The sequence below is a fragment of the Microbacterium enclense genome (assembly GCA_038182865.1).
GTDB lineage: Bacteria > Actinomycetota > Actinomycetes > Actinomycetales > Microbacteriaceae > Microbacterium > Microbacterium enclense_B.
The window spans coordinates 1,169,543-1,188,122 of sequence record CP116226.1 but is presented as its reverse complement, the minus strand read 5'-3'; the positions used below and the strand labels follow the sequence as shown (position 1 = coordinate 1,188,122).

Sequence of the window (18,580 nt, the reverse complement as noted above, 5' to 3'; positions counted from 1 at the left end):
TAAGTCAACCGACTAAGGCTACGTCGCGCGCGCCGTTAACTCAAACCGAGAAACCGACCGCCCATTATCCCCAGCGGTTGTCCACAGGCGTGGCAAAGACACGCGACAGCGTTCTACAGTGGATTTTGCTCCGGATGAGCCGCGAACTAGCGTGGCCCCGGAAGTTATCCACAGGTTCGACACGACTCCGTCGGTCTGCCCGCGCGCCGAGATCCCGGAGGGGACATGTCATTGCACGAAGTACCGGATGTTCCCGTCTGGTCCGCCGTGCTCGATCAGCTCCTCACAGATGAGCGCGTCACCCCTCAGCTGCACGGGTTCCTCAATCTGGCCGTTCCGCAGGGCGTGATGGGCGGGACGCTCTACCTCGACGTCCCCAACGACCTCACCGCGGCGCAGATGAACAAGCGCATGAGGGCTCCCATCCTGGAGGCCCTCGCGCAGGTCCAGGGCTCCGACCCCGAGGTGAATGCTTTCCGGGTCGTGGTCAATCCCGATCTGATCGATTCGCCGCGCCCGGCCGCGAACGACGAGCGAACTCCCGCTCCGGCACCGAGTCACTCGCTGATGCCCGAGCAGGCGCCGGAGCCGATCGTTCCGGCATCGCGCAGCGACACCCGCTTGAACCCGAAGTACACCTTCGACAACTTCGTCATCGGCCAGTCCAACCGCTTCGCTCACGCCGCCGCGGTCGCCGTCGCCGAGGCTCCGGCGAAGGCCTACAACCCGCTCTTCATCTACGGCGACTCAGGCCTCGGCAAGACACACCTGCTTCATGCGATCGGCGACTACGCCGCGAGCATGTACGCCGGGATCCGTGTCCGATACGTCTCCAGCGAAGAATTCACGAACGACTTCATCAACTCGATCGCGAACAACCGCGGCTCGGCATTCCAGGCACGGTACCGCGACGTCGACATCCTTCTCATCGACGACATTCAGTTCCTGCAGGGTCGCGCCGAGACGCAAGAAGCGTTCTTCCACACCTTCAATACGCTGCACGACCACGACAAACAGGTGGTCATCACGAGCGACCTCCCTCCCAAGCAGCTCACCGGTTTCGAAGACCGCATGCGCAGCCGGTTCGAGTGGGGTCTCATCACCGACGTGCAGGCGCCCGACCTCGAGACGCGAATCGCCATTCTCCGTAAGAAGGCGCAGAGCGAACGACTCCTCATTCCCGACGATGTCCTCGAGTACATCGCCACGGTGGTGTCGTCGAACATCCGCGAACTCGAGGGTGCACTCATCCGCGTCTCGGCCTTCGCGAGCCTCAATCGTTCGACCCTCGACATGTCGCTCGCGCAGACGGTGCTCCGCGACATCATCGATCAGGACGACGCGAACGTCGTCTCGCCGACCGACATCATCACGGCGACCGCCCAATACTTCAAGCTGTCGGTCGACGACCTCTACGGCTCCAGCCGATCGCAAGCGGTCGCCACCGCCCGACAGATCGCGATGTACCTCTGCCGAGAGCGGACGAGTCTGTCGTTGCCGAAGATCGGTCAGCTCTTCGGCAACCGTGACCACACCACCGTCATGTACGCCTACAAGAAGATCAGCGACCTCATGAAGGAGCGACGCTCGATCTTCAATCAGGTCTCGGAGATCACCAGCCAACTCGGCCGCATGCGCTGAGCGTCTTTCTCCTTCGTCGGGTCCGTCCGCATTCCGCGGTCGGACCCGACGTCGTTTTCGGCTGTGAGCTGGCAATCTCGCGGGCCCCACGGGGATGTTTCGGGAGGTTCTACACAGTGTGGAAAACCTGTGGATAACTCCCCATCTCTGCGGATGAGCTGTGCACGATGCGCCTTAACCTGTGGACGAAGCCCCACCCGCATGACGACCTCGTCGTGTTAACTGCACGGACTGTCCGCAGGTCGTCCACAACTCGCAGCCGTGTCGTTCGCTGCTGTTGACAGGGATCGCGCGAGTTATCCACACTCTCCACAGCTGTTAACAAGATGAAAGATCCCTTTCGAGTTAACAGAGATTCGATGACCTTGTGGTGCGCTGCGGCGCGCATCGGGGCCAGCCGCGGTCGGGGACTAGCATGGGTAAGCCATACCCGCCGTCAAGGGAGCGCCCGTGAAGTTCCACGTCAATCGCGATGTGTTCAGCGAAGCTGTCTCGTTCGTGGTCAAGCTCCTGCCTCAGCGCAATCCGCAGCCGATCCTGGCCGGTGTGCTCATCGAGGCCGGCGAGCAGGGCCTTACGCTCGCCGCGTTCGACTACGAAGCTTCCGCCCGCACGACCATCGAAGCGACCGTTGACGAGCCGGGTACGATCCTCGTCCACGGTCGGCTCCTCAGCGACATCGCGAGCCGTCTGCCGAACGCCCCGATCCAGATCGCGGTCGACGACGACGGTGGCATCCTGCTCACCTGCGGCTCAGCGCGTTTCACGCTCGCCTCGATGCCTGTGCAGGAATACCCCGCGATCCCCGAGGTCACCGGCGAGTCCGGCCTCGTCCCGGCCGACGAGTTCGCCACCGCGATCGCGCAGGTCGCCTTCGCGGCGTCACGCGACGATGTGACCCCGGTTCTCACCGGCGTGCAGCTCGAAGTCACGGGAACACGCTTGAGCCTGGTCGCCACCGACCGTTATCGTGTCGCGCTCCGCGAGATCCCGTGGGACGGTGGCCAGGCCGCCTCCGACGAGACGACCTCGGCGCTCGTACCCGCCCGCACCCTGCAGGAGGTCGGCAAGACCTTCGCGCACGGCGGCGACATCTCCATCGCCTTCTCCGGCTCGGGCGACCGTGAGATCATCGCCTTCACCGCGGCGAACAAGACCGTGACCTCGCTCTTGATCAAGGGCAACTTCCCGCCTGTTCGCCGGCTCTTCCCCGAGCAGACCGAACACCACAGCGTCGTGAACACCGCAGAACTTGCCGAGGCCGTTCGCCGTGTCGCGCTGGTGCTCGACCGCTCGGCGCCGTTGCGGTTCACCTTCGGGGCCGACGGTGTCTCGATGGATGCCTCGGGCACGGAGCAGGCCCGCGCGACAGAGACCGTCGACGCCACGCTCGTGGGCGATGAGGTCACCCTGGGGCTCAACCCCCAGTACCTGCTCGAGTCCCTCGGCGCGGTGCGCAGCGAGTTCACGCGTATCACGTTCACCTCGAGTGACAACGCGAACAAGCTCAGCCCCGTCCTCGTCACGCCCCAGACGTCGGTCGACAAGGGCGGCGAGGGAACGTTCAAGTACCTCCTCCAGCCGAACCTGCTTCTGCGCTGATCTCGACCCCACGTCGATGTCGGAGCCGGCCGGTAGTCTGACTCGGTGATCGTGGAGCAGCTGGGACTGAGGGATTTCCGCAATTACGCGGAAGTCGACGTCTCGCTCTCCACCGGCGCCAACGTCTTCGTCGGGCGCAACGGTCAGGGCAAGACCAATCTGGTCGAGGCAGTGGCCTATCTGGCCACTCTGGGTTCGCACCGTGTCTCGAGCGATGCCCCCATGGTGCGCGACGGGGCGGATGCCGCGATCGTGCGGGCACGGCTCGGTCACGGGGACCGCGGGGTCCTTCTCGAGCTTCAACTGAACCGCCAGGGGTCCAATCGCGCCCGGGTCAACGGCGTGAACGTCCGCACCGCGGAGTTGCCGCGCTACGCCCAGGTGGTGTTGTTCGCCCCCGAAGACCTTCAGATCGTCCGCGGTGACCCGTCTGCTCGCCGTCGGTTCGCCGACCAGCTCATCGTTCAGCGCACACCGCGAATGGCGGCAGTCGTCGCCGATTACGACCGCGTCCTTCGTCAGCGCACCGCCCTGCTGAAGTCCGCGCGCGCCCGCGGAGTGCGCGGCGACGCTCTCGGCACCCTCGACGTGTGGGACGACAAGCTCGTGACCCTCGGTACCGAACTCATCGAGGCGCGGCTGGCCGTGGCATCCGATCTGTCCGAGCCGGTGTCCCGGGCCTACGCGGCCATCGCGGGAGCGGACCACGAGCCGCGCCTCGAGTGGGCGTTATCGGTCGGCGGGGGAGATCCCGAGGAGGGCGACGACGCCGCATCGGCGTCGACCGGTCCGCTCGCCGAGCAGTTCCGCGCGGCCTTGGCTGCCCGTCGTGCCGCGGAGCTCGAGCGCGGGCTCACGCTGGTCGGGCCCCATCGGGACGACCTCGTGCTCCGAGTGCGCGGCCTTCCCGTGAAGGGATACGCCTCGCACGGCGAGTCGTGGTCGGTGGCGCTCGCGCTTCGGTTGGCATCCGCCGAGATTCTGCGCGCGGAGTCGCGGCTGGGCGATCCTGTGTTGATCCTCGACGACGTGTTCGCCGAACTCGACGCGGGCAGACGCGCGCGTTTGGCTGAGCTCGTCAGCGGCTACGAGCAGGTCATCGTCACATCAGCCGTCGAAGAAGACGTTCCCGACGGTCTGCGGGCGCATGTCGTCCGTGTCGAGGCGGGACAGATCGTCGAGACCGATGATGAGTGACGACGACGCAGAACTGCCCGAGACTGTCGCGACCTATTTGCGCCTGCGGGGTCTCGAGCCCTCACCGTTCCGCAAGAAGAAGCGCCGCAGGCGATCCGACGACGGGGAGAACGCTCCGTTCACCCCGGGTCGCGATCCGCGAGGTCTCGGCGATGTGCTCGCGAACCTCACGAAGTCGGCCGGGTGGGAGCCGCAGCTCGCCCGGGAGGATCTCGTGCGCACCTGGCATGACGTCGCCGGCGCCGACACCGCCGCGCACACCCGTCCGGTGGCGCTGGATGCCGGGACCCTCACGGTCCAGGCCGACTCGACGGCGTGGGCGAAGCAGCTTCAGCTCATGCGTGCGCACATCCTGTCGGAGATCCTTCGGCGCTTCCCTGAAGCGGGCGTGGAAGCGATCCGCTTCGTAGGCCCGGACGTCCCCTCATGGAAATGGGGGCCCAGAGCCGTTCCAGGCCGTGGCCCGCGCGATACCTACGGCTAGGCCATGGTCGATCCCGCCCACGGGCGATTTATCGCCTCGTAGGGGCGTACACGCCATTTCCGGGGGTCGCGCGCGATAAGATGGAGGTTCCGAGAACCGATATGGAGCGCGCGTACCCATGACGTCCGAAAACCCCGACAGCGTTTCCGAGGAACCCGAAGCACCCTCCCGCAAGGTTCCCAACGAGTACGGGGCCGACGCCATCCAGGTGCTCGAAGGTCTCGAGGCCGTCCGCAAGCGTCCCGGTATGTACATCGGCTCCACGGGCGAGCGAGGTCTTCACCACCTCGTGCAGGAGATCGTCGACAACTCCGTCGACGAGGCCCTGGCCGGCTACTGCGACACCATTGAGGTCACGATCCTCAGCGACGGCGCCGTCCGCGTCGTCGACAACGGTCGTGGCATCCCGGTCGACATGCACCGCACCGAGGGCAAGTCGACCGTCGAGGTCGTCCTGACGGTCCTGCACGCCGGTGGAAAGTTCGGTGGTGGCGGCTACGCGGTCTCGGGTGGTCTGCACGGTGTCGGTTCGTCGGTCGTGAACGCGCTGTCGACCCGGCTCGAGGTCGAGGTCAAGCGCCAGGGCCACGTGTGGCGCCAGTCGTTCCGCGATGGCGGCGCTCCGCTCGCTCCGCTCGCACAGGGGGAAGAGAGCGACGAGACCGGGACGACGATCACGTTCTGGCCGGATGCCACGATCTTCGACACCATCGACTTCGATTACGACACTCTGCGTACGCGCTTCCAGCAGATGGCGTTCCTCAACAAGGGTCTGCGCATCAGCCTCCGCGACGAGCGTCCGGATGCGGTGGTCACCGAAGGCGAGCCCGGCGAAGAGGTCACGCAGGCCCGTCACGACTCCTTCCTCTATGAGCGCGGCCTGGTCGATTACGTCGAACACCTCAACCGCGTGCGCAAGGCCGACGTGGTCAACGACGAGATCATCGAGGTCGAGTCCGAGGACACCGAGCGCCACATCGCGCTCGAGCTGGCGATGCAGTGGACCACGGCCTACACCGAGAACGTGTTCACCTACGCCAACACCATCAACACGCACGAGGGCGGCACCCACGAAGAGGGTTTCCGCGCCGCGCTGACGACGCTGGTCAACCGCTACGCCCGCGCGAACAACCTCCTCAAAGAGAAGGACGACAATCTCACGGGTGATGACATCCGCGAGGGCCTCACCGCGGTCATCTCGGTGAAGCTGTCGGAGCCGCAGTTCGAGGGACAGACCAAGACGAAGCTCGGCAACACCGAGGCACGCGCGTTCGTGCAGAAGGTGGTCGGCGACAAGCTCGGCGACTGGTTCGACCGCAACCCGGGCCAGGCCAAGAACATCATCCGCAAGGCGATCGACGCGGCCACCGCACGCCTCGCCGCTCGCAAGGCCCGCGAGACCGCCCGGCGCAAGAGCGTCTTCGAGTCGGCGGCCATGCCCGACAAGCTCAAGGACTGCACCTCGAAGGATCCCTCGATCAGCGAGATCTTCCTCGTCGAGGGTGACTCCGCCGGCGGATCGGCGGTGCAGGGCCGCGACCCGCACACGCAGGCCATCCTCGCGCTGCGCGGCAAGATCCTGAACGTCGAGCGCGCGCGGCTCGACCGCGCCCTGGGCAACAAGGAAGTCCAGGCGATGATCCAGGCCTTCGGCACGGGCATCGGCGAAGACTTCGACATGGCCAAGGCGAGGTACCACAAGATCGTCCTGATGGCCGACGCCGACGTCGACGGCCAGCACATCACGACGCTGCTGCTCACGCTGCTCTTCCGCTACATGCGCGGACTCATCGAGGCCGGCTTCGTGTACCTCGCGCAGCCGCCGCTGTATCGCCTGAAGTGGTCGAACCACCCGCACGAGTACGCGTACAGCGACCGTGAGCGCGACGCGATGCTCGTCGACGGTCAGGCCTCGGGTCGACGCATCCCGAAGGACAACGGCATCCAGCGTTACAAGGGTCTCGGCGAGATGAACGACCACGAGCTGTGGGAGACCACGATGGACCCCGAGACCCGCACGCTGCGGCAGGTCACGATCGACGACGCGGCCGCCGCCGACGAGATCTTCTCTGTCCTCATGGGCGAAGACGTCGAGTCGCGCCGCAGCTTCATCCAGCGCAACGCCAAAGACGTCCGCTTCCTCGACATCTGATCTCGTCCCGCACGACGAACCGTACGACGACGAACGACACGCACGACGAAACTGAGAAGACATGGCTGACGACATCACGCCCGAGCCCGACGAGGTCCGGTCGGAACCCGCGCACAACCACGGCAAGATCGACCAGGTCGATCTTCAGCTCGAGATGCAGCGGAGCTACCTCGACTACGCGATGAGCGTCATCGTCGGTCGTGCGCTGCCGCGTGTCGAAGACGGTCTCAAGCCCGTGCACCGCCGGGTGATCTACGGGATGTACGACGGAGGTTTCCGTCCCGACAAGTCGTTCTCGAAGTGCGCCCGTGTCGTCGGCGAGGTCATGGGGCACTACCACCCCCACGGTGACGCCCCGATCTACGACGCCCTCGTGCGTCTCGTGCAGCCGTGGTCGCTGCGATACCCGCTCGCTCTCGGCCAGGGCAACTTCGGCTCCCCCGGCAACCAGGGCGCGGCCGCCCCGCGGTACACCGAGACGAAGATGTCGCAGCTCGCGCTCGAGATGGTGCGCGACATCGAAGAAGACACGGTCGACTTCGAGGACAACTACGACGGTCAGACGCAGGAGCCCGTCGTCCTGCCGGCGCGCTTCCCCAACCTCCTGGTGAACGGTTCCGTCGGTATCGCCGTCGGTATGGCCACCAACATCCCCCCGCACAACCTGCGCGAAGTCGCCGCCGGTGCCCTCTGGGCTCTGGAGAACCCGGATGCCACGCGCGAGGAGCTGCTCGAAGCGCTCATGGAGCGCATCCCCGGCCCCGACTTCCCGACCGCTGCGCAGATCCTCGGCACACGGGGCATCAAAGACGCCTACCGCACGGGGCGCGGCTCGATCACGATGCGCGCCGTGGTCAACATCGAGGAGATCCAGGGCCGCACGTGCCTGGTCATCACCGAGCTGCCGTATCAGGTCAATCCTGACAACGTCGCGGTCAAGATCGGTGACCTCGCCCGCGAGGGCAAGATCACGGGCATCGCCGACATCCGCGACGAGACCTCGGGCCGCACCGGTCAGCGGCTCGTCGTAGTGCTCAAGCGTGACGCCGTCGCCAAGGTCGTACTCAACAACCTGTACAAGCACACCCAGCTGCAGGAGAACTTCGGCGCGAACATGCTGGCGATCGTCGACGGCGTGCCGCGCACGCTCTCCCTCGACGGCTTCATCAGCCTGTGGATCGACCACCAGATCGACGTCATCGTCCGGCGCACCCGCTTCCGTCTGCGCAAGGCCGAAGAGCGTATGCACATCCTGCGCGGCTACCTGAAGGCTCTCGACGCCCTCGACGAGGTCATCGCGCTCATCCGTCGTTCGCCGACGGCCCAGGATGCCAATGAGGGCCTGCAGAAGCTCCTCGACATCGACGACATCCAGGCGCAGGCGATCCTCGACATGCAGCTGCGCCGTCTCGCAGCCCTCGAGCGTCAGAAGATCGTCGACGAGGCGACCGAGCTCGAGGCCCGCATCGCGGACTACAACGACATCCTCGCCACCCCCGCCCGTCAGCGCACGATCATCCGCGACGAGCTCACGGCGATCGTCGACCGCTTCGGTGACGACCGTCGCACCGAGATCCTGCACGGGTTCGACGGCGACGTGTCGATCGAAGACCTCATCGCCGAAGAAGAGATGGTCATCACCGTCACCCGTGACGGCTACATCAAGCGCACGCGCAGCGACAATTACCGCTCCCAGCACCGTGGCGGCAAGGGCGTGAAGGGCGCACAGCTTCGCGCCGACGACGTGGTGGAGCACTTCTTCGTCACGACCACCCATCACTGGCTGCTGTTCTTCACGAACAAGGGACGGGTGTACCGCTCCAAGGCCTACGAGGTGCCGGAAGCCGGACGGGATGCCAAGGGGCAGCACGTCGCGAACCTGCTCGCGCTGCAGCCCGACGAGGAGATCGCGCAGATCCTCGACATCCGCGACTACAACGTCGCCACCTACCTCGTCCTCGCCACTCGCGCGGGCCTGGTCAAGAAGACCCGGCTGACCGAGTACGACACGAACCGCCAGGGTGGTGTCATCGCCATCAAGCTCCGCGGTCAGGTGTCGGACGCCCCCGACGAGGGCGACGAGGCCGAACAGGGAGGAGCCGACGAGCTCGTCAGCGCGCTGCTCGTCGACGAGGGCGATGACATCCTCCTCATCAGCCGGCTGGGGATGTCACTGCGCTTCTCGGCGACCGACAGCGCTCTTCGCCCCATGGGTCGTTCGACCTCGGGCGTGAAGGGAATGGACTTCCGCGAGGGTGACAGTCTGCTGTCGGCATCCGTCGCCAAGGACGACGAGTTCGTGTTCGTCGTTACCGAGGGCGGCTACGCGAAGCGCACGGCGGTGACCGAATACCGCATGCAGAACCGCGGTGGTCTGGGCATCAAGGTGGCCCGATTGACCGATGATCGCGGGGTCCTCGCAGGCGGAATGATGGTGTCCGAGGGCGACGAGGTCCTTGTGGTTCTTGCCAGCGGCAAGGTGGTACGCTCTGCCGTGGCCGAGGTGCCCGCCAAGGGACGCGACACCATGGGTGTCGTGTTCGCCCGCGCCGGAGGCGACGACCGCATCATCGCGATCGCGCGAAACGCCGAACGCAACGTGGTGGAGACGACGGAGACGAACCCCGAGCCCGCCGCATCCCCTGCGGACGAGGCTGACGCCTCCGCTCCCGAGACCCCCGAGGAAAGTACTGACGCATGAGCACGGTAGCCGACAAGCTTGCGAAGAAGTCGACTCATAAGACCCCTGCCAAGCAGGTGCGCCTGCGCCTGGTCTACATCGACTTCTGGTCGGCGGTGAAGCTGTCGTTCCTGGCGGCGGTGGCGGTGGCCATCGTGACGGTGGTGTCGTACTTCCTGATCTACCTGGTCGTGAGTGCGACCGGCTTGATCACCAAGCTCGACGAGTTCTTCACGAGCTTCACCGATGGCGGGACCACCCTGTCGCAGTACATCGGACTGCCGCAGGTGATGGCGTTCGCAGCGATCGTGGCGATCCTCAACCTGGTCGTCATCACGGTGCTCGGTGCCGTCGTCGCGGGGATCTACAACCTCGCGGTCAAGGTGACGGGCGGGCTTCTGGTCGGGTTCACCTCGAACTGAGGCCGATTCGGAAAAACCTCGGGATTCCGGTAAAGTCTTCGAGGTTGACGACATCACGTCGTCACAACGGGGCTATAGCTCAGGCGGTTAGAGCGCTTCACTGATAATGAAGAGGTCCCAGGTTCAAGTCCTGGTAGCCCCACCCCATCCCCACGGGGCCTTAGCTCAGTTGGTAGAGCGCCTGCTTTGCAAGCAGGATGTCGGGAGTTCGAATCTCCCAGGCTCCACATCTTCTTCCTCGGCGCATCGCGCCGACCCTTCGCTCGAGACTCCTGTCACGACACCGGTCGAGTCCGCAGCAGAAGAACGGTGATTCCCATCAGGATCGCACCGGTCACGGCGAACGTCAGGTTCATCCCCCACTCCATGATGAGGAACGGGGGAAGGAACGCACCGCACCAGGCGATTCCGACGAGCACCCGAGACGGCGACCCGCCGAGGCGCCCGAGCGACTCGAACCGCGCCATCCCGAGGGACAGCACGCCCAGGACGCCCAGCACCAGGATGAAGAGGACGGGCCGTGTCCACCACCAGACAGGGCTCGCCGGCTGGGGTGCGGCTCCCGGGATGAGGAGGGCGATCCCCGAGAGGAGCAGGATCACGGGAAGGTGCCAGAGGTAGATCGTCATCAGGCGCGAGCCGAGGACGAAGACGACCCCTCGCATCACGCGCGTGCCCATGAGGGCGGTGAGGGCGGGACGGGTAAGCCGAAGTACGGCGGCCTGTGTGACACCGAGCACGACGAGGGGGAGCGTCGGAGGGTTGAGGTCGGCGAGGAGATTCGTCGAGTATGGTCCCCCCACCATCAGCGCGAGGAACACCGCGAAGCCACCGACTGCGATCGCCATCAACATCACCCGCCCGCGCCGATCGAACCACCCGTCGTGGTACCAGAATCCGATCTGCTGGATGAGAGGCCACACGAACAACAGGTTCACGAGGCCGATCTGCTCGACACCCGTCGTGTACCGGATGGCATCCACGACGAGCACACCGGCCATCAGGAGGAACACTGTCCGCCGCGGCGCGGTCGCGTGCCATCGCGCCATGATGGGGACGAGGAGCTGGCACAGCAGATAGGCGGCGAGGAACCAGAGCGGCATGCCCACGCCGATGGCGGCGGCATCCACCACTCCCGGTGCGATACCGATCGCGGTGGCTGCCCCCAGGAGCGCAGCGACCACAAGGAAGAACGGCAGAGCGGGCTGTGCGAGGCGCAGGGTACGCGTGCGGACGAAGCCGGTGGCATCCCCTCCCTTCGCGGTCCACGACGCCCAACCCGCGGCGGACGCGAAGCCACCGACGACGAAGAAGAGCGGCATGATCTGGCCGAACCAGGTGGCGACGTCGAACCACGGCTGCTCTTCCGCGGGACGACTGGTCACGATGCCGCCGTCGGGTCCGATGGCGACGCCCACCTGAAGGAGATGGACGACGACCACGATCAGCACCGCTGTCACGCGCGCGAGATCGAGGGTCAGGTCGCGTCGGGAGAGATCGACCTCGGATGCCGTGGAGGATGCCATGTGCACATCATGGTGTCTCGGCGGTGACTGGTCAGTGATCCCCCTGTCGAGCGCGCGGGTGCCCGTCACCGCTAAGGTGTCGCAATGGATATGCGAGTCGCCGCGTACGCCGTCATCACGGACTCCGACGACCGCCTCCTGCTCGCTCACTGGATCGAGGGACGCCGATCCGCCTGGACGCTCCCCGGCGGAGGGCTTGAAGCCGGCGAGGATCCCGAACACGCGGCGCGACGCGAGGTGCGAGAAGAGACCGGATACCGGGTCGTCGTCGACGAGCTCCTCGGCATCCATTCGCGGGTGATCCCGGCCTCGTCACGGCTGGCCACCGATGCTGCAGACCCGCTGCACACGCTGCGCATCGTCTACCGGGCTCACGTCGTCGGTGGGCGTCTGCGTCACGAGGTGGGCGGCTCGACGAACCGTGCCGAGTGGTTCGCATTCCCCGCGGTGCGAAAACTGCGTCGCGTACAGCTCGTCGACATCGCCCTGCGCATGGCGAAACTCTCGTCACGTCACGAGGACGCGTAGCCGGGCATCAGCTCGTCTTACTCTCGCTTCACCGAGATATCGGCCACCGTGGCGTCGTACGCGCGGATGAGGTCGTCGGCCTCGACGAACAGACTGTATCCGTGGGCGCCGGCACCCATCGCGATGCGCTGTCCGACGATGCTCTCGTCGGCGTACACGGGCCATGCGGTTGTGCTGCCGATCGGGACGATCGTGCCGCGCTCGTAACCCGTCGCGGCGAGGGCGAGCTTCGGCTCGGGCAGGCGAAGCTTGTTGACGCCGACGACAGCCCGCAGTTTCGGCCACGAGATGGCGCGATCCCCGGGGATGAGGGCGAACAAATAAGTGTCGTCGGATCGCTTGACGACCAGCGTCTTCACGATCGACGCCGCGGGGATGCCGAGCAGTTCGGCGGCCTCATCGAGACTCGACGCCGCAGGCCGCGGGCGCACATCGACAGAGAGGCCGCGCTCACGCGCGGCCTCTCGGACTCGATCGGTGGGGTCGCTCACGCGTCCGGCGCACGCAGCGGGTCGTCGGCAACCCACAATTCGTCGTCGGCGCGCAGGGTCTGCCACGCGGCGTATGCCACGCCGGCTGCGGCGACGACACCGAGGATGATGGCGATGACGCCACCGGCACCGATGCCGTCGTTCTGCTGGGGAAGCTTCTTGGCGAGGCGCTTGGAAGCCTTCTTGCCGTACTTCTCCGCGCGCTTGGCGTACTTGTGGGCGTCGAGGTCGAAACCCTGGCCCTTGGCGAGGCGGTCACGCGTGTCGCCCGCGGCATCCCACACCGACATGGCTCCGCCGACGACCGCGCCGGCAGCCGGGATGACCTTGTTGCTCAGGAAGCGGTTGCTGTACTTCACGCTCTTGTCGACGTACGGAGCGGCGTACTTGTTGTACCCGTCCTGCACGGCGGGGACCAGGTCTTCGCGGCTGAAGCGACCGAGCTGGTGGCCGGCTTCGCGAGCCACCTTTCCGCTCTCGCCCAGCAGCACCTGCTGCGACTCCCACACCTTCGCGGCGTGCTTCTGGAGCTTGCGCAGTTCCTTCTTGCTCTTGCGGCTGAGGCCCACGGCTCATCCTCCCTGTCGATGGGATGTACGTTGCTTCATCTTGCCAGACCGAGCGGTGCCCACCACGGACCCTTGCAGATAACTCTGAGAGAATGTACCCATGGCTTCTCACACCGCCGTCGCGACCTTGCACACCAACCACGGCGACATCGTGGTCAACCTGTTCGGCGACCACGCTCCTCGTACCGTCCGCAACTTCATCGGTCTGTCCGATGGAACCCAGGAATGGACCAACCCCGCCACCGGCGCCAAGGGTGAAGGTCCGCTCTATAAGGACGTGATCTTCCACCGCATCATCCCCAACTTCATGATCCAGGGCGGAGACCCCCTCGGTCAGGGCATCGGGGGTCCCGGCTACAACTTCAACGACGAGATCCACCCCGAACTCGACTTCAACGCCCCCTACAAGCTCGCCATGGCCAACGCGGGTCTGCGTCGCAACGCCATCACCGGCCAGCCGGAGGGCACGAACGGCTCGCAGTTCTTCATCACGACCGACCCGACCCCGTGGCTGCAGGGCAAGCACACGATCTTCGGCGAGGTAGCGGATGACGCGTCCAAGGCCGTCGTCGACGCCATCGCCGCGGTGCCCACCGGGGCCCAGGACCGCCCGAAGGCCGACGTCGTCCTGCACTCGGTCGACGTCGTCTCGGTCTGACCTCAGAGGCGGCGGCGGGTGTCCACCACCGACGAATTCCGTCGTAACAGCGACAATTTCTGTTACCGGCATCCGGATCGTCAGAGCTTCGTGCTCTGTCAGCGGTGCCTGCGCACGGTCTGTTCGGAGTGCCGCACCCCCGCCGCCGTCGGCGTGATCTGCCCCGAGTGCATGGCGCAGCAGCGCGCCTCCGAGACTCCCGCGCAGAAGAAGGCCGAACGCCGGTGGTCGTCATCCCGCCCGGCGGTCGTCGTGTCTTCGCGTCGACCCGTCGCGACGCTGGCGATCATCGCGGTGACGGGCCTGGCGTACATCATCGGCATCATCCCGGGTGTGGGGCCGATCCTCGACAATGCCCTGCCGTTCTACGGTCCGTATCTCGTGCCGCAGTTCGGTTCCTTCGAGCCCTGGCGCCTGCTCACCGTGTCGCTCGTGCACTCGGGGTTCTTCCACGTCGGGCTGAACATGCTCGCGCTGTGGTTCATCGGGCGCAACCTCGAGCCTCTGCTCGGACGATGGCGCTTCGTGGTGCTCTACGTGCTGGGCACCATCGGCGGATCCGTAGCGGTCGCTCTCCTGGCGCCCTTGACGCCCGTCGTCGGGGCATCGGGGGCGATCTTCGCCCTCTTCGGGGCGTTGCTCGTGATCGGTCGGCACATCGGGGCCGACATCCGGGTGATCGCCGTGCTGATCGGCATCAACTTCGCATGGCCGTTCGTCGTCGCGTTGATCTCCTCGATCGGCACCGGTGACTTCGTCGGCGCCCTCAACAACGTCGGCATCTCGTGGCAGGCGCACCTCGGCGGCCTCATCACGGGCGCGGTGGTCGGTCTCGTGTACGCGCGAACGCGACTGGCCCGACAGAAGCCGCTGCAGATCGGGCTGCTGACCGCGGTGACGGTCGCACTTCTGGCCCTGCTCGTCGTGCCTGTGGTCGTGTACTACTGAAAGTTATCCACAGCTTCATCCACAGATGGGGATGAATTACACGTGTGTAACTCGGCGGCTGGTCAGCGCCAGCGCGTGGTCATCAAGAAGCCCACGAACGCGATGCCGAACCCGATGACGAGGTTCCACGGGCCGATGCCCGGAATGGGGAACTGCGAGTTGCTCAGGTAGAACACCAGAACCCACACCAGGCCGATGAGCATCAGGCCGATCATGATGGGCAGGAACCACACGGGGTTCGGTGCCGATGCGCCTTCGTTGCGCTCCGCGATCGGGTCGTCGCCGTTACCAGTTCGAGCCATGCGGCCAGTCTAATGCTCAGGTGCCTGACGACCCACGGAACTAGAATCGCCTGGTGCACACCACTTCCTCGCCGCCGACCCGACGCGACGCCCGTCGCCGTCGTGCCCCGCGACGCGGGGCGTCGGTGATCGGTGTGATCGGTGACCTGCTCCTCACCGCGGGTGTGCTCGTCCTCCTCTTCGTCGCGTGGCAGCTCTGGATCGGTGACGCGATCATCGGCGCACAGTTCAAGAGCGAGGCCAATTCGCTCACCGAACAGTGGGCGTCGGAGCCGCCTCCGCCCCTGCCATCGCCGTCCCCGTCGTCGTCGGAGTCCACCGCTCCCACGGCACCCGCCACCGCCGATCCGCCCGCGCTCCCGCAGCCGGGGGACGGCGAGGTGTTCGGTGTGCTGCGCATCCCGCGTCTCGGTGCCGACTACCAGTTCATGCTGGCCGGCGGAGTGAGCTCGTCGGTCACCCTGGACCCCATCGGCATCGGTCACTACCCCGGCAACGCCATGCCGGGTCAGACGGGCAACTTCGCCATCGCCGGTCATCGCGGCAGCCACGGCGCGCCGTTCGCCGACCTTCCCTCGTTGCGCATCGGTGACGCCATCGTCGTCGAGACGCAGCAGGGCTGGTACACCTACCGTTACCGCAATCTCGAGTACGTGCGCCCTGACGGTGTCGGCGTGCTGTTGCCGGTGCCGCAAGCCTCCGAGGTCGAGGCCACCGATCGTCTGATCACCATGACGACGTGCAGCCCGCGCTACGGCTTCTCGGAGCGTGCCATCGGCTACGGCGTCTTCGAGTCGTTCACGCCGCGCGCCAACGGCGCCCCCGTCTCACTGACCTCTGGAGCCGCCTGATGTACGGAGCCCTCTGGCGTGTGCTTCCCGGACCCTGGTGGGTGCGGGTCCTCATCCTTCTCGTCCTCGCAGCTGCGGTGCTGTACGGACTCTTCTTCTACGTCTTCCCCTGGGTCAGCGACCTCGTCTATCCACAGGAGGTCACGGTCGAGTGAGTCGGTGGCGGGTGGTCGTCGTCGACAACCGCGACAGCTTCGTCCATACCCTCGTCGGATATCTCCGCGATCTCGGAGCGTCCGTGAAGACCGTCTCAGCCGATGATCCGGCGCTCGAGGATTCCCTGTCGAGCCGAGTGGATGCCATCGTGATCTCGCCCGGTCCGGGACATCCGGATGATGCGGGTCAGTCGATCGACGTGGTGCATACGGCGCACGAGGGCGGCATCCCGTTGCTGGGGGTGTGCCTCGGGCATCAGGCCATCGCCGTCGCGTTCGGTGCGCGGGTGGCGCACGCACCCGAGCTCCTTCACGGCATCACCAGCCGCATCCGCCATGACGGGCGCGGGGTGTTCGCCGACCTCCCCGACGGGTTCGAGGCGACGCGCTATCACTCGCTCGCCATCTCCGAAGAGACGCTGCCACCCGAACTCGAGGTCACCGCGCGCACCGACAGCGGCGTCATCATGGGCGTGCAGCATCGCTCGTCACCGATCGTGGGAGTGCAGTTCCATCCCGAGAGCGTCCTGACCGAGGGAGGTCATCTGCTCCTGGGCAGGTGGATGGAGGATGCCGGGTTCGAGGGCGCGGCCGCGCGCGGCGCCCTGCTTCACCCCCGCGGACTCAGGAGCCCGAGCAGAAGCTGAGGGTGATCTCGCTGTGGACCGGCACCTCACCGGGAGCCAGCGACTGCGTGTTCACCGTCGGAGTCGCCGAGGCGCGGCATCCGGGATCTTCCTGCGTCTTGACCGACAACTGGATCGCCTCGGACTCGAGCTCGCGCTTGGCCGCGTCGACGGTGTAGCCCGTGTAATCCACGATGACGACCTGCCCGCTCGCGACGACGAGGTTCACGGTCGTGTTCTTCGCAAGTTCAGAGCCGGGCTCGAGGTTCATGACGGCGCCGCCGGTCATCACATTCGCCGAGATCACGGTGCCGGCGGCCAGAGCGGGATCGTTCTGACGACGGATCGAGCCGACCGAGAGACCGGCTTGCTGCAGGGAGTTCCGAGCGGCTTCCTCGCCCATGCCCTCCAGTTCCGGAACCTGCGCCAGATCGGGGCCGGTCGAGACGTACAGCACGACCTCTTGGCCTTCGGCCACGGAGGTCTCGGCCGCCGGCGTCGTGCGGGTCACGTTCCCTGCGGCGATCTTCTCGCTCGGCTCGTCGACGCGCTTGGCGACGAGGTCCTGCTCCTGCAGCGTCTCGACGGCGCGGTCGTACGACATGTCGACGAGATTGGGAACCGCCCGCCCGGCGGTCGGGACGTCGTTCGACGGCTGGATCTGCATGACCCAGAACAGCACCGCCACGAGGAGTACCGCGAGAACCGTCACGCCGGCCCAGATCCAGGCGACCGGCGGACCGGGCTGGGTGCGCCGCATGGTCGTGTCGGTGCTCAACTGCCGCAACGAGCGTGCGGTCTCGGCCGCCTGACGCGGGTTCGGGCCGTACAGCTCGTTCGACAGCGCCGACATCTGCCGCTTGGTGGGACCCTTGCCGTCGATCGTGGCATCGAGCGACTCGCGGAAGCTCGCCGCGTCCTGGGGGCGCTGGAACGGGTCTTTCGCGAGAGCGCGGAGCACGATGGCATCCAGAGCCGTCGACACCGACTCGTTGACCTCACTCGGCGGGACGGGAGCCTCGCTCACGTGCTGATAGGCCACCGCAACCGGCGTCTCGCCTCGGAACGGCGGGCGCCCGGTGAGCAACTCGTAGAGCACGACGCCCGTGGAGTACAGGTCGGCGCGTGCGTCGACCGACTCGCCCTTGGCCTGCTCGGGGGAGAAGTAGGCGGCCGTCCCCACGATGGCGGTGGTCTCGGCCACCGTCGACGACGAGTCCGACACCGCACGGGCGATACCGAAGTCCATGACCTTCACGCCACCGGACTCGGTGATCATCACGTTGCCGGGCTTGATATCGCGGTGCACGACGCCGGCGCGGTGGGAGTACTCGAGAGCTTCCAGGATGCCGTCGATGTAGCGGAGCGCATCGTCGGTGGGCACGGGGCCCGCGGAGATGATGTCTTTGAGCAGTCGGCCGTGGACGAGCTCCATCACGATGTACGGGACCGGACGCTCCTGACCGTCCGGCCCGGTCTCGACGTCTTCACCCGCGTCGAACACGCGCACGATGGTCGGGTGGGCCATGCGCGACGCGGCTTGCGCCTCGAGACGGAACCGCGTGCGGAACGCGGCGTCTCCGGCGAGGTCGGCCTTGAGGATCTTGATGGCCACCGTCCGCCCGAGCGTCTGGTCGTAGCCGCGATAGACGCTCGCCATGCCGCCACGACCGATGAGGTCGTCAACGCGGTAGCGTCCGGACAGGACGCGCGTCTCAGTGGTCACGAAAGAACTCCAGGCGTGGTGC

At 66.2% G+C, this 18,580-nt stretch carries 18 protein-coding genes and 2 tRNA genes; 15 read left to right on the top strand and 5 right to left on the bottom strand.

Annotation, left to right across the window (positions count from 1 at the left end; all coding sequences use genetic code 11):
* Positions 1 to 225: 225 nt before the first annotated feature.
* From dnaA to PIR02_05530, 9 genes are all read left to right on the top strand, one after another.
* Entirely contained in the window at positions 226 to 1,641 is a 1,416-nt protein-coding gene (dnaA, locus tag PIR02_05570) for a chromosomal replication initiator protein DnaA (GenBank protein WZH38134.1), read from the top strand.
* A gap of 450 nt (positions 1,642 to 2,091) precedes the next feature.
* Positions 2,092 to 3,243, top strand: a complete 1,152-nt coding sequence (dnaN, locus tag PIR02_05565) for a DNA polymerase III subunit beta (GenBank protein WZH38133.1) — start codon at positions 2,092 to 2,094, stop codon at positions 3,241 to 3,243.
* A gap of 45 nt (positions 3,244 to 3,288) precedes the next feature.
* Positions 3,289 to 4,440, top strand: coding sequence for a DNA replication/repair protein RecF (recF, locus tag PIR02_05560; protein WZH38132.1), 1,152 nt, complete (start codon positions 3,289 to 3,291; stop codon positions 4,438 to 4,440).
* Positions 4,433 to 4,924 carry a DciA family protein gene (locus tag PIR02_05555; protein WZH38131.1) on the top strand — a complete coding sequence of 164 codons (492 nt, stop codon included), beginning with the start codon at positions 4,433 to 4,435 and terminating at the stop codon, positions 4,922 to 4,924. Before recF ends, PIR02_05555 begins: the two co-directional genes overlap by 8 nt.
* A 118-nt stretch (positions 4,925 to 5,042) precedes the next feature.
* Positions 5,043 to 7,076: a DNA topoisomerase (ATP-hydrolyzing) subunit B gene (gyrB, locus tag PIR02_05550; GenBank protein ID WZH38130.1), complete on the top strand. Its 2,034-nt coding sequence runs from the start codon at positions 5,043 to 5,045 to the stop codon at positions 7,074 to 7,076.
* 61 nt (positions 7,077 to 7,137) lie between these two features.
* The gene (gene gyrA / locus PIR02_05545; protein ID WZH38129.1) at positions 7,138 to 9,777 is read left to right on the top strand and encodes a DNA gyrase subunit A; all 2,640 of its coding nucleotides are present in this window, start codon (positions 7,138 to 7,140) and stop codon (positions 9,775 to 9,777) included.
* Complete coding sequence (locus PIR02_05540; GenBank protein WZH38128.1) at positions 9,774 to 10,178, top strand: DUF3566 domain-containing protein; 405 nt, start codon at positions 9,774 to 9,776, stop codon at positions 10,176 to 10,178. Before gyrA ends, PIR02_05540 begins: the two co-directional genes overlap by 4 nt.
* A 68-nt stretch (positions 10,179 to 10,246) precedes the next feature.
* Positions 10,247 to 10,320: transfer RNA gene (locus PIR02_05535), tRNA-Ile, on the top strand.
* Positions 10,321 to 10,332: 12 nt separating this feature from the next.
* Positions 10,333 to 10,405, top strand: a tRNA-Ala gene (locus PIR02_05530).
* Between the two features lie 48 nt (positions 10,406 to 10,453).
* On the opposite strand, the gene PIR02_05525 is transcribed toward PIR02_05530, so the two are convergent.
* The gene (locus tag PIR02_05525; protein ID WZH38127.1) at positions 10,454 to 11,704 is read right to left on the bottom strand and encodes an acyltransferase; all 1,251 of its coding nucleotides are present in this window, start codon (positions 11,702 to 11,704) and stop codon (positions 10,454 to 10,456) included.
* Between the two features lie 84 nt (positions 11,705 to 11,788).
* Between PIR02_05525 and PIR02_05520 the strand changes: the two genes are divergently transcribed.
* Positions 11,789 to 12,232 (top strand): NUDIX domain-containing protein, encoded by a 444-nt coding sequence (locus PIR02_05520; protein ID WZH38126.1) that lies wholly within the window; start codon positions 11,789 to 11,791, stop codon positions 12,230 to 12,232.
* 17 nt (positions 12,233 to 12,249) lie between these two features.
* Here the strand turns inward: PIR02_05520 and PIR02_05515 are convergent, their stop codons facing one another.
* Positions 12,250 to 12,723: a YbaK/EbsC family protein gene (locus PIR02_05515; GenBank protein ID WZH38125.1), complete on the bottom strand. Its 474-nt coding sequence runs from the start codon at positions 12,721 to 12,723 to the stop codon at positions 12,250 to 12,252.
* The gene (locus PIR02_05510; GenBank protein WZH38124.1) at positions 12,720 to 13,292 is read right to left on the bottom strand and encodes a DNA helicase; all 573 of its coding nucleotides are present in this window, start codon (positions 13,290 to 13,292) and stop codon (positions 12,720 to 12,722) included. The genes PIR02_05515 and PIR02_05510 overlap by 4 nt, the downstream gene beginning before the upstream one ends.
* A 100-nt stretch (positions 13,293 to 13,392) precedes the next feature.
* On the opposite strand from PIR02_05510, the gene PIR02_05505 reads away from it, so the two are divergent.
* Together PIR02_05505 and PIR02_05500 are read left to right on the top strand one after the other, a co-directional pair.
* Entirely contained in the window at positions 13,393 to 13,950 is a 558-nt protein-coding gene (locus PIR02_05505) for a peptidylprolyl isomerase (GenBank protein WZH38123.1), read from the top strand.
* Between the two features lie 171 nt (positions 13,951 to 14,121).
* Positions 14,122 to 14,898, top strand: coding sequence for a rhomboid family intramembrane serine protease (locus tag PIR02_05500; protein ID WZH39082.1), 777 nt, complete (start codon positions 14,122 to 14,124; stop codon positions 14,896 to 14,898).
* A 62-nt stretch (positions 14,899 to 14,960) separates the two neighbouring features.
* On the opposite strand, the gene PIR02_05495 is transcribed toward PIR02_05500, so the two are convergent.
* A complete protein-coding gene (locus PIR02_05495) occupies positions 14,961 to 15,200 on the bottom strand; it encodes a cell division protein CrgA (protein ID WZH38122.1) in 240 nt (79 codons plus the stop codon).
* Positions 15,201 to 15,253: 53 nt separating this feature from the next.
* On the opposite strand from PIR02_05495, the gene PIR02_05490 reads away from it, so the two are divergent.
* The 3 genes from PIR02_05490 to PIR02_05480 are packed head-to-tail and all read left to right on the top strand — an operon-like array spanning position 15,254 to position 16,853.
* Positions 15,254 to 16,051 carry a class E sortase gene (locus tag PIR02_05490; GenBank protein ID WZH38121.1) on the top strand — a complete coding sequence of 266 codons (798 nt, stop codon included), beginning with the start codon at positions 15,254 to 15,256 and terminating at the stop codon, positions 16,049 to 16,051.
* Entirely contained in the window at positions 16,051 to 16,206 is a 156-nt protein-coding gene (locus PIR02_05485; GenBank protein WZH38120.1) for a hypothetical protein, read from the top strand. The genes PIR02_05490 and PIR02_05485 overlap by 1 nt, the downstream gene beginning before the upstream one ends.
* The gene (locus tag PIR02_05480; GenBank protein ID WZH38119.1) at positions 16,203 to 16,853 is read left to right on the top strand and encodes a gamma-glutamyl-gamma-aminobutyrate hydrolase family protein; all 651 of its coding nucleotides are present in this window, start codon (positions 16,203 to 16,205) and stop codon (positions 16,851 to 16,853) included. Before PIR02_05485 ends, PIR02_05480 begins: the two co-directional genes overlap by 4 nt.
* Here PIR02_05480 and pknB read toward each other — a convergent pair.
* The gene (pknB, locus tag PIR02_05475; GenBank protein ID WZH38118.1) at positions 16,831 to 18,558 is read right to left on the bottom strand and encodes a Stk1 family PASTA domain-containing Ser/Thr kinase; all 1,728 of its coding nucleotides are present in this window, start codon (positions 18,556 to 18,558) and stop codon (positions 16,831 to 16,833) included. The genes PIR02_05480 and pknB overlap by 23 nt on opposite strands.
* Positions 18,559 to 18,580 lie beyond the last annotated feature (22 nt).